17 protein-coding genes are annotated in these 14489 nt (G+C 63.8%); 13 read left to right on the top strand and 4 right to left on the bottom strand.

What is annotated here, in order from left to right:
• Positions 1–135 precede the first annotated feature (135 nt).
• From RR_RS15035 to RR_RS15005, 7 genes are all read left to right on the top strand, one after another.
• Positions 136–1434, top strand: a complete 1299-nt coding sequence (locus RR_RS15035) for an ABC transporter substrate-binding protein (protein WP_049939009.1) — start codon at positions 136–138, stop codon at positions 1432–1434.
• Positions 1435–1464: 30 nt separating this feature from the next.
• Positions 1465–2382 carry a branched-chain amino acid ABC transporter permease gene (locus RR_RS15030; RefSeq protein WP_011224246.1) on the top strand — a complete coding sequence of 306 codons (918 nt, stop codon included), beginning with the start codon at positions 1465–1467 and terminating at the stop codon, positions 2380–2382.
• Complete coding sequence (locus RR_RS15025) at positions 2379–3488, top strand: branched-chain amino acid ABC transporter permease (RefSeq protein WP_011224245.1); 1110 nt, start codon at positions 2379–2381, stop codon at positions 3486–3488. The genes RR_RS15030 and RR_RS15025 overlap by 4 nt, the downstream gene beginning before the upstream one ends.
• Positions 3481–4293: an ABC transporter ATP-binding protein gene (locus RR_RS15020; RefSeq protein WP_004959188.1), complete on the top strand. Its 813-nt coding sequence runs from the start codon at positions 3481–3483 to the stop codon at positions 4291–4293. Before RR_RS15025 ends, RR_RS15020 begins: the two co-directional genes overlap by 8 nt.
• Positions 4290–5012 (top strand): ABC transporter ATP-binding protein, encoded by a 723-nt coding sequence (locus RR_RS15015; protein WP_011224244.1) that lies wholly within the window; start codon positions 4290–4292, stop codon positions 5010–5012. Before RR_RS15020 ends, RR_RS15015 begins: the two co-directional genes overlap by 4 nt.
• Positions 5013–5129: 117 nt before the next feature.
• Positions 5130–5540: an SCP2 sterol-binding domain-containing protein gene (locus tag RR_RS15010; protein WP_004959170.1), complete on the top strand. Its 411-nt coding sequence runs from the start codon at positions 5130–5132 to the stop codon at positions 5538–5540.
• 38 nt (positions 5541–5578) lie between these two features.
• Entirely contained in the window at positions 5579–5824 is a 246-nt protein-coding gene (locus RR_RS15005; RefSeq protein ID WP_004590621.1) for a DUF7470 family protein, read from the top strand.
• Positions 5825–5835: 11 nt separating this feature from the next.
• Here the strand turns inward: RR_RS15005 and RR_RS15000 are convergent, their stop codons facing one another.
• Positions 5836–6882, bottom strand: a complete 1047-nt coding sequence (locus RR_RS15000; protein ID WP_049939008.1) for a sensor histidine kinase — start codon at positions 6880–6882, stop codon at positions 5836–5838.
• Positions 6883–6998: 116 nt separating this feature from the next.
• Positions 6999–8975 (bottom strand): DUF460 domain-containing protein, encoded by a 1977-nt coding sequence (locus RR_RS14995; RefSeq protein ID WP_049939007.1) that lies wholly within the window; start codon positions 8973–8975, stop codon positions 6999–7001.
• A 191-nt stretch (positions 8976–9166) separates the two neighbouring features.
• Between RR_RS14995 and RR_RS14990 the strand changes: the two genes are divergently transcribed.
• From RR_RS14990 to RR_RS14975, 4 genes are all read left to right on the top strand, one after another.
• Positions 9167–9727: a sugar O-acetyltransferase gene (locus RR_RS14990; protein ID WP_004959160.1), complete on the top strand. Its 561-nt coding sequence runs from the start codon at positions 9167–9169 to the stop codon at positions 9725–9727.
• 77 nt (positions 9728–9804) lie between these two features.
• Entirely contained in the window at positions 9805–10152 is a 348-nt protein-coding gene (locus tag RR_RS14985; RefSeq protein ID WP_004959159.1) for a thioredoxin family protein, read from the top strand.
• Positions 10153–10214: 62 nt separating this feature from the next.
• Positions 10215–10982 (top strand): glycerophosphoryl diester phosphodiesterase membrane domain-containing protein, encoded by a 768-nt coding sequence (locus RR_RS14980; protein WP_004959158.1) that lies wholly within the window; start codon positions 10215–10217, stop codon positions 10980–10982.
• 74 nt (positions 10983–11056) lie between these two features.
• Complete coding sequence (locus tag RR_RS14975) at positions 11057–11575, top strand: HPP family protein (RefSeq protein WP_011224241.1); 519 nt, start codon at positions 11057–11059, stop codon at positions 11573–11575.
• A gap of 27 nt (positions 11576–11602) precedes the next feature.
• On the opposite strand, the gene RR_RS14970 is transcribed toward RR_RS14975, so the two are convergent.
• On the bottom strand, positions 11603–12040 hold the full coding sequence (locus RR_RS14970) for a universal stress protein (RefSeq protein WP_011224240.1): 438 nt from the start codon (positions 12038–12040) through the stop codon (positions 11603–11605).
• Positions 12041–12044: 4 nt separating this feature from the next.
• Positions 12045–13139 (bottom strand): sulfite exporter TauE/SafE family protein, encoded by a 1095-nt coding sequence (locus RR_RS14965; protein ID WP_011224239.1) that lies wholly within the window; start codon positions 13137–13139, stop codon positions 12045–12047.
• Between the two features lie 165 nt (positions 13140–13304).
• Here RR_RS14965 and RR_RS22490 point away from each other — a divergent pair, with 165 nt between their 5' ends.
• Both RR_RS22490 and ddh read left to right on the top strand, forming a co-directional pair.
• Positions 13305–13481 carry a hypothetical protein gene (locus RR_RS22490; RefSeq protein WP_011224238.1) on the top strand — a complete coding sequence of 59 codons (177 nt, stop codon included), beginning with the start codon at positions 13305–13307 and terminating at the stop codon, positions 13479–13481.
• 62 nt (positions 13482–13543) lie between these two features.
• A complete protein-coding gene (gene ddh / locus RR_RS14960; RefSeq protein WP_011224237.1) occupies positions 13544–14470 on the top strand; it encodes a D-2-hydroxyacid dehydrogenase in 927 nt (308 codons plus the stop codon).
• The last annotated feature ends 19 nt before the right edge of the window (positions 14471–14489 follow it).

The following is a 14489-nucleotide window of genomic DNA, read 5'->3' as shown; positions in this document are numbered from 1 at the left end:
TAGCGATACTCTATGCGGCAAACGCGTTCCAGAAGTATTAATTCACGGCTTCTCGTATGCTGTCCAGAACATGGTGCCTACCATGGACGGGGACACGGTTATACAGGGACTTGCGAAAAAGGATATCAGTATACCATGAACGAACATGACACGCGTTCGATTGACAGGCGAAGCGTAATCAAAGCTGCTGCCAGTGCCGGACTTGTCGGCCTTGCCGGCTGTTCCGGTGGTGCTCCCGACGAAGGTGATGGGGGCGACGGTGGCGACGGCGGCGACGGCGAATCGACGGATTCCTCGACGGACTCAGGCTCCGAAACCTACACCATCGGGATGGTTGACAGCCTTTCCGGTTCACTGTCGGCGTTCGGTCAGCGGAACCAGCGCGGCAAGGAAATCGCGCTTGACGATATCAACTCCGTCGGTGTTAGTGGCGGCGAACTGGCGATCTCACAGCAGGACGACCAGAGTACGAGCCAGGGTGGAGTCAGTGCAGCCCAGACACTCGTCAATCAGGAAGAGGTTCCGCTGCTCATCGGTACTGTCGGGAGCGGCGTCAGCACGGCCATCCACGAGAGCGTTGTCCAGAACACTGATGTCGTCCAGATCAGCCAGAACAGCACCAGCCCGAACCTGACGAACTTCCCGGACCTGCTCCGGATGCCGCCGGCCGGCAAGGCTCAGGCGGAAGCGATTTCATCGCTCCTCAACGAGGATGGTAATGAGTCCGCCGCGCTGGCCTGGATCAACAACGATTACGGGCAGTCCGTCGGTGAGGCCTTTATCGAGGCCTACGACGGAGAAATCGTCTACAACGAACCCCACGACCAGGGTCAGTCTTCTTACAGCAGTACAATCTCCTCGATGTCTGACACCGACGCCGACGCGTGGGTGTTCATCACCTACCAGCCGGAGTTCGCGACGATGTCCCAGGAGGCGTTCGACCTGGGTGTTACCGATCAGGCCGCCTGGTACGGCGGCGACAGCGTCAAGGGCCCGAAAGTCCTCGAATCCGCTCCCGAGGGCAGTCTCGACGGAATGAAAGCCGTGGTTCCGAGCGTCCCGCAGGACGCCGAGAACTACCAGGCGTTCGTCTCGGAGTTCCAAGAGCGCTTCGGCGAAGAACCCACGTCGTGGTCGGCCTACGCCTACGACGCGGTGGTCGTCAGCGCGCTCGCTATCGAAGCCGCCGACGAGTTCACGGGCTCGGCGCTCATGGAAGTCGTCCGGGACGTGACCCGTCCCGAGGGTGAGGAGGCGACCTCATACGAGGACGCACACGAGATTCTGGCGAACGGTGGCTCACCGTCGGACGTGGATTACACCGGCGTGAGCGGCCCCATCGACCTCGACGAGAACGGTGATCCCGTCGGGTTGCTGCAGGTGTTCGAAGTCGTGGACCACGCGTACGAATCCAGCGGCTTCATCGAGGGCTAAGGCGGCCACGACCCTTTTCCATTTTCACCAATGGCGCAGATATTACAGTACCTGGCAAACGGGCTCGTTTTCAGTAGTATCATCATCCTCGGGAGTATTGGGCTCTCGCTGGTCTACAGCATCGCCGACTTCGCGAACTTCGCACACGGCGATACGATGACGCTTGGTGCCTACGGGGCGTTCGTCGCGTTCGGTGTGTTTGGCGGCCTTGGCGGCACCGTTCTCGGTCTCCCGATCGGGTTCTTCCTGTCTCTGGCGGTCGGGATGGCGCTTGCGGCGGTCGTCGCCGTCCTCACTCATATTCTCGTGTACAAGCCCCTCGATACGGACTCGATCGGGCTGCTCATCACGAGCATCGGCGTGGCGTTCGTCTACCGCGCAGTGCTACAGGCGACCTTCGGGACGGACTTTCTACAGTACGATATCAGCCGCAGCGGACCGATTCCGGTGCTGCTTGACACGCTCAATGTCGCAGTCACACAGCGAGACGTGGCGATTATTGTCAGCGCGGCGGTCCTCGTCGCCGGCCTGCATCTCCTGCTCCAGCGGACGACGCTTGGGCGGAAGATGCGCGCGACGGCCGACAACCCCGACCTTGCACGCGTGAGCGGTATTCGAACTGACCGCGTCATTCTCGTCATGTGGGTTGTCGGCAGCGCCCTGGCCGCCGCCGGCGGCGTCTTCCTTGCGCTGTACAGCCAACTCGACCCGCGAATCGGCTTCAACATCCTGCTGGTCGTGTTCGCCGCAGTCATCCTCGGCGGTATCGGGTCGGTGTACGGCGCGATGCTCGGTGGACTCCTCATCGGGATGCTCCACGAACTGACGCCGCTGCTCAGCGATGTCGGCCTTCCGGTCAGCAACGCCTACGCGCCGGCTGTCGCGTTCGTCATCATGGTCGCGGTCCTGCTTGTCAGGCCCCGCGGCATCGCGGGTGATATGACATGAGCACACTCGATGTCGGTACGTACTCGCCGCGCGAGAAGGGTGTCGTAGGACTGCTCGGCGCGCTCGCCGCGCTCCTGCTCGTCGCGGTTTTGACCGGCTTCCTTGCACCAGCGTACCTGCTGTATCTCATCGGGCTGTCGGCGATGTACATGCTCCTCTCGATGGGGCTGAACGTCCAGTGGGGGTACGGTGGCATGATCAACTTCAGCGTCGCGGCGTTCTTCGGCCTCGGCGCGTACGGGACCGCATTGCTGACGGCGTCCGGCTCGCCTATCTCCGGCGGCGTCAGCCCCGTCATCGCGCTGTTTGGCGGTCTCGGACTCGCCGCGGTGCTCGCGGTGATTATCGGATATCCGACGCTGAAACTCCGCGACGACTACCTCGCAATTGCGTCGCTGGGCCTTGCAGAGGTCGTGCGTATCTTCATCCTCAACGAATCGCAGTGGACGGCGGGCAGTGCCGGTCTGACCGGCATCCCGCTGTTTTTCTCCGACTGGCCCGTGCTCGGCGACCTGACCTATCCGTACGTGTTCAACGTGGGGGGGACGCCGGTGTTCAACATGAGCCAGTCGGTCGTCACCAGCCTGCTGAACGTCGTTCTCGTCACGGTGATTGTCGCAGCGGTCTATCTGTTCCTCCGGCGCATCCACCAGTCGCCGTGGGGCCGCGTCCTCCGAACGATTCGGACCGACGAGGACCTCGCGGAGACGCTGGGCAAGAACACCTTCGCGTTCAAGATGCAGGCCTTTGTCATCGGAAGCCTCATCATGGCGCTTGCGGGCGTGTTCTACTCCCACCTCGTGTTGTTCGTCAGCCCGCAGGACCTCCAGCCGATCACGACGTTCTACGTCTGGGTCGCCGTTATCCTCGGCGGCACTGGCAGCGACCGCGGCGCAATGCTGGGTGGGTTCACTATCGTCGCCATCCAGCAGGGGACGCGCTTCCTGACCGACACCGGGGCGCTGCCAATCGGCGCGGCACCGCTCCGACTCATGCTGGTCGGTTTGCTCATCATCTTTATCGTCAGGCTCCGCCCGGAGGGGATTCTCCCGCCGGAGCGCGAACTTATCTGGCCCGACTCGATGGGTGGTGGTCGCGATGAGTGAGCAGTCGCTCGTCTCCGACGGCCCGGTTCTCGGGAAAGACGACCCCGTTCTCCGTGCTGAGGGGCTGGAGAAACGCTTTGGCGGCCTCGTGGCAACGGACGACGCGTCCATCGAGGTCGAACGCGGCACGATTACGGGTCTCATCGGTCCGAACGGGGCCGGCAAATCGACGCTGTTCAACCTCGTCTCGGGCTTCTACGAGCCCGATGCGGGCTCCGTCTCGGTCAACGGCGTTGACGTGACCGGCCAGAAGCCCCACGCGATCGCCGATCAGGGGATGATCCGGACGTTCCAGACGCCGCGAAAACCGGAGGGCATGACCGTTCGGGAGGCGCTACTGGTCGGACCACACAACCAGACCGGGGAATCGATTATCCCGCTGTTCACCTCGCCGAGTACCGTCGAACAGGAGGAACGGCGCTCGCTGGAACAGGCCCAGCAGATGCTCGAACGCTTCGAAATTGGCGATCTGGCGACCCAGCCCGCGACGGACCTCTCGGGCGGGCAGATGAAACTGGTCGAACTGGCCCGCGGGATGATGGCCGAACCCGACCTGCTGTTGCTCGATGAGCCGGTCGCCGGGGTCAACCCTGTGCTGGCCGACAAACTGGCCGGGTTCATCGAGGAACTCAACGAGGAGGGCATCACCTTCCTCATTATCGAACACGACATGAACTTCATTATGCGGCTCGCCGACCCGATTATCGTCCTCAATCAGGGGAGTGTCCTCGTCGAAGGGCCGCCCGAGGCGGTCCGGAGCGACGAGCGCGTCATCGACGCCTACCTCGGAGGGCCGTCGGAATGACCGACCCTATCCTCACCGTCGACGGCGTCGACAGCGGCTACGGTGAAGTGCAGGTACTCGATGACCTCTCACTGACGCTCGGTGAGGGGGAGATCGCTTGCCTCGTCGGCCCGAACGGGGCCGGTAAGTCCACCGTCCTCAAGACGGTGTTCGGCATGCTGGAGCCATGGACCGGCTCGGTACGTCTTGGCGACCGCGAAATCGGCGGGATGGCCCCGGAAGATATCGTCCGTATCGGCGTCGGCTACGTCCCACAGACCGAGAACGTGTTCGGCTCGCTGACCATCGACGAGAACCTCCGGATGGGTGGGGTCGCCCGCGACGGCGGCCTCGACGAGGTCGTGGCCGAACTGTACGACCGGTTCCCCATCCTCGACGACAAGCGCACTGCGAACGCGAAGACGCTCTCGGGCGGCCAGCGGCAGGTGCTGGCCTTCGCTCGCGCGCTCGTGATGGAACCCGACGTGTTGCTCATCGACGAGCCAAGCGCCGGGCTGGCACCGAACACCGCCAAGGAGGTGTTCGACGACGTGGAGACGGTCAACGACCTCGGCACGTCGATTCTCATGGTCGAGCAGAACGCCCGCGAGGGTCTGGGCATCTCCGACCGCGGGTTCGTCCTCGACCAGGGGACAGTCAAGTTCGAGGGCGAGGCTGACTCACTGCTCGACGACCCCGAGGTGTCTCGACTGTACCTCGGCGGCGAATCCCGCCGCTAAGCCCTCGTTTCGCTGTTTTCCTCGCGTTCTTCGCGGAGCCACAGCGACGATTTCCCGGGGGTTGCACTCGAACGGACAAGGCAACACAGAAAAGCCCCCCTTGCATACCGCCTGCCAATGACTGTGACGCTGCCGACCGAGGCCGACGACTGGGCCGCTGCGTGGCGCGACCGAATCAACGAGCGTGCTGCGTTCGCCGACAGCGCTGACGACTTCACCGCCGTATTCTGTTTCGAAATCCGCGCTGACGACGCCTATACCGGCGAACCGATACAGTTCGTCGTTGTCATCAAGGATGGTGCCTGTACCGCCGCTGGGACGGTCGCGGACCCCGAGTACGACTTCGCGTTCCGTGGCCCCTACAGCGAGTGGGTCACGATGCTGCAGGGCGACCTCGACATCTCCGCCGCCGCGATGGACGGAACCTTCGACGTTGAGGGCGACACGATGCGGCTGCTTCGCCGGCAGGACACCATCGCCGAGATGGTCGCGGCGGCACAGAACGTCGACACCGAGTTCGAACACTGACCGACGGGCTTTTGTCCGCCCGCTTGGCCTACACGGGTATGTTGGATAAACTCGGTGCGGTTGGTATCGGCGGCATCGTCGTGTTGCTCGCCGGCATCGGTCTGGTCGCGTGGAAGGCACCCATCGTCGCCGTCGGCATCGCTCTCGTCGTCGGGGGCCTCGGACTGGTCGTCTACGGCCTCGTCACGAGCCTGCTCGGCGCGTTCGGACTCGGTGGCGGCATGGGCGGTATGGGTGGCGGCGGCATGGGCGGTGGCGGTATGGGCGGCGACGGCATGCCCTGAGGCGGAGACGACTAACAGGCGGTGTCCGCATCAATATCGAACTCGAACCGTGCACCGCCGTGTTCTCCTGCTGTGGCACGTACTGTCCAGCCGTGGGCTTCGGCGATTGCCCTGACGATATAGAGACCGAAGCCGGTCCCGTCAGCCGCCCGTGACGCGCCCGGTTCGAACACCCGCTCCCGTTCGTCGGGAGCGATTCCCCGGCCGTTGTCCTCGATTGCGAAGCCGTCGGGCGTCGGTACGACGCGAATCGTTATCTCGGTGGTGTCAACTCCACTGTCTTCGTCAGATGTGCGTTCGTCGCGTCCAGGCCCGTGTGTCACGGCGTTGATGAAGAGGTTCTCGAACAGTCGAAGCAGCCGCTCCAGGTCAGCTTCGACCAGTATCGGCGGCGGCGGTTCCAGCACTGCGTTGCTGGTTTCGACGTGAACCCATGCCGTCGTTGCCACGTCAGCGATGTCGACCGCCTGCTCGTCGGTTGCAAGCGTTCCCTCTCTGGTCGCGGTTCGCATGTCCTCGATAATTGATTCTAACCGCTGTAACCCGTCTCTGGCGGCGTCGATACGCTCGGGCGACAGCTCCTCGGCAGCGAGTTCGAGGTGGCCGCTGGTGACGGCAAGCGGCGTCCGGAGGTCGTGTGCCAGCAGGTCGGCGAACTCCGTGAGCCGCTCGTTTTGTCGCTCAAGATGCCACTCCCGCTCGCGCCGGTCCGTGATATCTCGACCGACACCGCTGAACCCCTGAACTGTACCGTCGTCCCCCGTGAGGAGCCGGCCGCTGAGTTCGAACGTCACTACCCCCTCTGTCGTCTCCGCCCGCGCTTCGACGCTCGTTTGACCCGACTCGAAAACGTCCTCGATGGCTGCTTCAACGGCTGCCCGGTCGTCTGCAACGAAGAACTCGGTCGGGTCCATTCCCGACAGTTCGCCGTCCGTCAGGCCGAACAGTTCGTTCAGCCGAGCGTTCCAGTACGCAAGTTTGCCGTCTGCGTCGTAGACGTAGAAGACGTCGTCGAGAGTCTCGACCGCGGCCGCCAGAACACGACACTGGTCTTCCATGCGAGACAAACGCACCCGAAGACCATAACTACTCAGTACGGCTGGCTCGCCGTTGTGCCACCGACACACCGAACGGAGTGCCATGTCGCTCCGTCCTGTTCGACGGACGCCAGCGTCTAGTTCTCGCTCGTCGGCCGGTCGGCCCGGTGTTCGCTGATGATCTGGTCGACCATCTCCGCGTTCTGCTCCTTCCGGCGGTCGGCGGCGCGTTCTTCCCAGTCTTCGATTGCCGCCTCGATTTCGCCTTCACGGGCGACAGCCAGTTCGTCCACTTCCTGTACGGTGACCATCTCGGCTGGCGCGACGGGGATATCGTTGTCGAACAGCACCTGATCGGCAATGTCGGAGAGGTTCCCGTTCCGGAGGACGATTTTCGGGTCGATATTCGCCAGTTGCTGGGCCGTCGACCGGCCCGCACCCGAGGCGTCCCGGAACATGACGATGTCGTCCTCAACGAGGCCAAACCGCTCGTCGGCGTCGGCGATAGCGTCCTTGGTGAACTGTTCGACCACCTTGACCGGGGTCAGCCCCTCCTGTTTCTCCGAGACATCGGCGAAGTTCGAGTGGTCGAGCTTCCACAGCGCTTTCAACCGTTCGAGCTTGTCAGCCAGCGCCTCGCGTTTCTCCTGTTCGTCATCGACTTTCCGTTCGAGGGCCTCGTTGCGCCGCTGGAGCCGCGTCACCTCGCGGTCTTTTCTGACCTCGCGCCGGCCCTCGCTGCGGGCCTTCTCCAGTTGTTTGTCCTTTTCGGAGAGCTGGTCGTCCTTGCGCTTGATAGTCTCTTTGAGGTCGTCGACGTGTGACTCAAGGCGTTCGATGCGGGCGTTCAGCCGCTTGATTTCCTTCTCGTCGTCGGTGAGTTCCCGCGGTTCGTGGGCCGTTGTGTCCTCGTCCTCGCTGTCGTCGTCTTCGAGGTCCCGCAGCACTGTTTCGACGCTCTCCTCGCCGGCGACGACACGGTCGATGACCGGTCCCACATCGTACTGTGGCGGGACCTTGCCCGCGACACGCTCGAACTGGTCGGCGTGGTGGTCGAAGGCGTAGAGCGCGGCGGCCATCGCGTCGCGTTCGTGGTCGTTGTCGTACGCCTCCTCCCGAGTCCGGTGTTTCTTCTCGTCGACCGGAAGGTCGGTGTCGGGTTCCCAGCCGGCGGCGCTAAAGGAGCGCCGGAGTTTCTCGACGGTTTCCGGCATCGGCGTCACGTCAGCAGCGACGACGACGGGCCGCCCGCGCTCGATAATCCACTCTGTCGTCGCGGCGGTGTCGTCGGTTCGCGAAGAGTACACGTCCAGGACAGTGCCGTCCAGAGAAACGATGGCAACGGCCGTCGTCGTTCCGGGGTCGACGCCGACGACGACGTGGTCGCGCCGCTTTGCAAGCGGCTTGAACTCGATACCGTCCCGCCGCTGGCGCTCGATTTCGACGCGCGTATCGCCCGAACGCGCTCGCGACACCGGGATGTCCTGTGGACGCGCCGAGACCTGAAACACGGCGTTGGAGAACCCGCCGTACTTCTCGGTCACGTCCCGCTCGTACTCCAGACCGGCAGCGTCGAGCTCGGACTCGATTTCGCGCGCTCGCTTCCGGACTGCGCCGTGGATGCGCCGGGTGTAGCGGTCTTCTGACCACCCTCCCTTTCCGGTCGAGCGGCCCCGCGAGACCTTCACCTCTGTTGTATCGGTGAAGGCGGACACCTCCTGCCCGACGTTGGCGGCGGCCAGCCGGGCCGCGGCCTCGGCCTCCTCCATCGGGTCCTTGCCGTAGGGGACCCCGTGGCGCTTGGCGACCCGGGAAAGCGGCTCCGGCCGCTCGTCGCCGGTCACCTGCACCAGTTTTGTTTCGTCGGGGAGGGACCCGAGGACGTGGATCAGGGCATCCTTGTCCTCGGCGAGTTCGTACATGTTATCCGTCGCGACGATGGCCGGCTCCTCGTCCTCGATACGCCGGCGGAGCTTCCGCCGCGAGACCACGTCTCGCTCGACTGATTCCCCGTCGAAGACCACCAGCGCGTACGACGGTGCGTCACCGCGCACGTCGCCGCTCTGGATGTCGACACCGAAGACGACTGCGTCGAGCGCTGCCGTGCGGTTCACGAACCATGGTAGGCGACGGTCGACTATAAATCCGTTCCGGGCTAGCAGGGTGGGTCGTGTTTCGGGACGCGATGGCGACTTCGAACAGTCAGAAAGCCCCCCGACCCAAACATCTCTTACCGGGGCGCTCCGACAGCCCACTATGACCATCCCTCGCCGCGCCGCGAGAGAGACTTCAGAGGTGGGTCGGAATGGCGTCTGAACGGGAGAAGATGCTGGCGGGCGAGCGCTACGACGCGAGCGACCCAGCACTCGTTGCTGCCCGAGAGCGTGCGAACGAACTCACCCGGGAGTACAACCAGACCGACCCATCTGAGGCCGACACCAGACAGGCGCTCATCGAGGACCTCTTTGGCTCGGTCGGTGCGGACTGCCACGTCGAACCGCCCTTCCGGTGTGACTACGGCGACAACATCCACGTCGGCGATGGGTTCTACGCGAACTTCGACTGCGTCGTACTGGATGTCTGCCGGGTCGATATCGGCGACGACTGCCTGCTCGGGCCGGGTGTCCACATCTACACCGCGACGCACCCACTTGACCCGGATGAACGACGTAGCGGCGTCGAGTACGGGAAGCCGGTGACTATCGGCGACAATGTCTGGGTCGGTGGGCAGGCGGTCATCAACCCGGGCGTCACCGTCGGCGACGATGCCGTCATCGGGTCCGGTGCGGTCGTCACCGACGACGTTCCTGCTGGCGTCGTCGTTCAGGGGAACCCCGCGTCGGTCGTACGTGAAATCGAGGATTGACAGCGCCGGACAGTAGTTGCGGCCGAACGGGTGTGACCCGTCGCGGGGTTCTTCGCGCTGTGGCACGTACCGTCTCTATGGACACGACGACGGAACACAGCGTTCGGACGGTGGAAACGCGAGACGAACTTGACGACGTGCTGGCCACGGCCGACCACGTCTTGGTGATGGTCCGGACGACTGGCTGTACTATCTGCAAGTCCATGGAGCCGATACTCGATATCGCTGCGAAAGCCACTGACGCCACAGTGGTCGTGTTCAATCCGAAACACGACCTCGATGCCGTCGACGCGTTCGATGTCCGGAGTGTCCCGACGTTCCTGCTGTTTGCTGACGGGGACCTGATTCACCGCCGTGCTGACGGGTTCGTCCCGGCGGAGGACCTTATCGAGTTCGTCGAACGCGGGCTGGAATCGCGTACGTGAACTGGGTTGGATTGTCACACTGAGGCAACACTTTTGTCATTGCTTGTCGAAGCGGTCCGACGATGGCCCTCCAAATCGGCTCCGCCCTCGAAGAGGCGGGGTACCGGCTGTTCAGTCGTACCGGCGCGATACTACTTGTAGCGTTTTTTGCCCTGATGGCTAGCTTTCAAGTCCTGTTCAATTCAATCCTGGCGACGACCTACACCAGGATGGGATACGGCGAAATTGCCGCAGCCCTCCCGCTCACCTTCGACATCCCGCTTACTGTTGCTGGTGCCGGTATCGCTGTCACCTCCGTCGTCTCACTGTATCTCACTGTCGTGTCCTTCCGGACGTTTGTCCCCGGAGCGCGCGAGAGCTTCCCTGAGGGTGCGTTCACGCGGAACGTGCCACTCGCGCTGGTGAACGTGTTCGTCGGCGGGATCGTCTACAGCCTGCTGGTGTTCATCGGGTCGATCTTGTTCCTCATCCCCGGCATCTTCGCCTACGTCGTGTTCATTTTCATGATGCCGTACGTCATCGTCGAAGACCGGAACTTCGTTGCGGCGCTCAAAGAGAGCTACCGGCTCACCAAGGGTGACCGGCTCGCGCTGTTCGGCCTGCTGTTGATTGTTGGTGCCGCCGCGGCGGTCGTTGGCGGGATCATCGGATTCATCGGCTCGCTGGCGCTTTCGGGACCGGTTTCGCAACTGCCAACTATCGTTATCCAACCCCTGGCGTCGCTGTATGGCACCGCGATTATCGCAGTCGCGTTCGAGCAACTGCGGACGGCTGACGGGCGGCCGCCGTCGGCCCCGAGCGAGGACGACACGACGATGACGGCGCTCTGACCGCTGTCGTCCCCATTCGGGACGACTCTGTCGGACCGTGACTGTCTTATCCGTCCAGTTTCCTACCGGGAGCAATGCGACGGCATCGGGTCGGGACGAGCCTGTACGCTGGCGTGCTGTTCGTCGTCCTCGGAACGCTCGCGTGGGCGAGCGGCCAGCCATTCATCTTCCCGAGTCTCGGCCCGTCTGCGTTCATTCTCGCATTTCAGCGGGACGGCGACCGGACGGGGCTGGCCAGTGTCGTCATGAGCCATTTCATCGGCGGTGTTGCGGGGCTGCTCGCGTACAGCCTGCTTGCTGGCGGTGTCTCGCTCGTCGCGGACCCAACCGCATTCTCGATGGCCGGGCTTCGCCTCGTCGCGAGTGCGACCCTCTCACTCGTCGTGACGAGCTGGGGGATGATTGCAACAGATACGGTCCACGCACCGGCCTGCGCGACGACGCTCATCGTCTCGCTGGGGCTGCTCTCGACGCCGCTGCAGGTCGCAGTCATCGTCGTCGGTGTCGGCGTTCTCGTCGCGTTCCACGCGCTCGTGCTGTCAGCGTACCACCGAGCTACTGATCCGTCCCGGACAGCCCTGGTCGATGGCTGATGCGTCACACTGGCCCCTGTACCGTGCTCACTCGTCCGACAGCTGGACGGTCAGCACCGGCACCGGCGATTCGCGGACGACCGTCTCTGCAACGCTCCCAATGAGATAGTGGTCCAGTCCGGTCCGGCCGTGGGTCCCCATCACGACGAGGTCCGCCGGAATCTCCGTGACGGCGTCGACGATTTCCGTCTTCGGGACGCCCTCTCGCTGTGTGGTCTCGACCGAAACGTCGTCGGGTAGCTCGGCGACGGTCGCGTCGATGGCCGTCCCTGCGCGCTCGCGCTCTGCTTCGAGCCACGCGTCGGCCGAGAGGCCGCTCGACGGGCTCTCGAACCGGTTTCGGCTGTCGACGACAGAGAGCACATGGACCGTCGCGTCGAACCGGTCTGCAATCGTTCCCGCGTGTCTCGCGGCCGCACCGATACCGTCGCTGCCGTCGGTCGGGAGGAGAATCGTGTCGTACATCGTCTTAAACACCACCCGTCGCCATCAGGAACAGCGCTGCGGCGATGACTGCGAACAGCCCGCCGACGAACTTCTTGATGGTCCCGGTATCCAGTGCGGTCGAGACGTACGGCGCAATCTGGCCGCCGGTGACGGTTGCGGGCACGGTCCAGACGACCATGTTCCACGGCGTCGATGCGAGGTCGATGGAGTGCGCGCCCGGAACGAGGCCGCCGCCGAAGACGTGGACCAGCGAGGCGAGGACGGCCGTCAGCGCCACGACGATGTGGTTTGTCCCGATGGCGACTCGGACAGGGACATCGGTTCGGAGCATCGAGATGATGCCCAGTTCGCCGACGCCGAAGCCGGCCAGTCCCTGGAAGACGCCGCCGATGCTGTAGTTCGCGAAGCGTTCGAGATAGCCGCCGCGCGTGTAGCCGTAGTCGTTGCCGTCGCGGTCGACGCGCGTCACTGCTCCGTCGTCGGCCGTTTCGACGCCGGCCGGGCCGAGCTTGTTGTCGTCGTCGGGGAGTGTCGCGTCGCCCCCGTCAGCCGATACTTCCGGGTCACTGTCGCCTGCCTCGCCCGGTTCCTCGTGGCCGAGGTCGGCTTTGAAAAGCAGGTACGACGCGGCCAGCAGAGCGATGCCGAGCAGCGCGTGAAACAGCGGTTCCGGGATGACAAACGACAGCAGCGCGCCAGCGATGACAAAGGGTACGCTCCCGAGGACGAGGCTCAGCGCGAGCCGTCGGTCGACGAGCCCGTACTGGATGAACGCGAGTGCCGAACTGGAGAGGCCGAACGATTCGCTGATGAGTCCGACCTTCACCAGTGTCTCCGGTGTCAGCGTCTCCCCGGCGAGTAACGGGAAGATGAAGATGAGAAACGGGACGAACAGCGCCGACCCGCTGATACCGACCGTGTTGACGGTGGTCGCCCCGATGACGAAGGCGATGCAGAGCCACCAGTACTCGAACCAGTAGCCGGTGCCCGCGTCCGCGGGCGTCGGTGCGGCGGTGTACACACCGACGACGAACAGCAGTGGTGCCAGAAACACGAAGACGTGCTGGTACTTGAGAAACCCCTTCTGGAGCCGACTGGACGGTGACGACGTGGTCATTGACGCGTGAACCCAGCATTGTGAACTATCGCTTAAATCCCTTGTTGTCTGTACTTATTTCAAAAATGATGCAAAAAATAGGCGAAGACGGCAAAAAGGCACGAGGTCTCCGGTGGCCTAATATCCCTAATATTTATTTCACAGCCCGTGGTAACACATATCGTTATGAGTTTTCCAGAGGGACCGATGGAGTCGGGCGGCCGGTCGAGTTACGACGAAGACGTTCCTGCCGACGCCGCGGACACGGACGGGCTCTTTGGACCCCTGCGTCGGTTCTCGAAGCGCTGGTCCCGCCGCTACATCGAGATGCGTGTCGACGCGCTCGATAGTCGCTGGGGCTGATCGGTTCGACATTTCGCCGCGTTCCGGAAAAGGACTATACTGTCCCCGCCGCAGGGACGGACATGGATATCGCTAGAATCGCCGTCCACGAGTCAGTTGCGAAGGCCTGTCCGCTGGAGGCGATGGTCGCCGCGCTACAGGGACCCGATGTCCGCGTCGAGACTGTCGGTGATGACGCCTCATTCGATGCCAGTGACTGCGTCGTCACGTTCTCTCCGCGGGAGGCGTTTCTGGACGCCGCCTGGGTCCACGGCATCCGCGCGGGCTACGACGAGTTCGACGTGGACGCCTACGAGGCGGCCGGGACGGTACTGACGAACAGCACTGGTATCCACGGCGACACCGTCCCGGAAACCGTCGTCGGCTATCTGACGGCCTTTGCCCGCCGCCTCCACGTCTATCGGGACCGCCAGCGCGACAACGACTGGACGCAGGAACCGTACGACGCGCCGTTCACGCTGACCGGCGAGCAGGTGTGCGTGGTCGGGCTGGGCACCATCGGTCAGGGCGTCGCCGACCGGACCGACGCGCTGGGGATGGATGTTGTCGGCGTTCGCCGCTCCGGTGACCCCGCTGAGAACGTCGAGCGCGTGTACACACCCGACGAACTGGACGCCGCCGTCGCCGACGCACGCTTCGTCGTGCTGTGTTGTCCGCTCACCGAGGAGACCGAAGGCATGGTCGACGCCGCTTTGCTCGCGCAGATGCGGGCCGACAGCTACCTCGTCAACGTCGCTCGGGGACCGGTCGTCGTCGAAGACGCGCTACTGAACGCCCTCGATACCGGGACGATTGCGGGGGCGGCTCTCGACGCCCACTGGGCGGAACCGCTTCCGGACGACCATCCGCTCTGGAACCACGAATCGGCCATCGTAACACCACACGTCGCCGCGGCCACGAGCCGGTATCACGAAGACATCGCGGCACTCGTTCGGGAGAACGTCGAACGAGCCACACGCGGCGAGTCACTGCGGAACCGCGTCGCGTGAGATCGAGCGCAGGCGATGC

The organism is Haloarcula marismortui ATCC 43049 (assembly GCF_000011085.1).
Classification (GTDB): Archaea; Halobacteriota; Halobacteria; order Halobacteriales; family Haloarculaceae; genus Haloarcula; species Haloarcula marismortui.
Note: the sequence above shows the minus strand (reverse complement) of the source record. Positions and strands in the feature narration are given on the sequence as shown.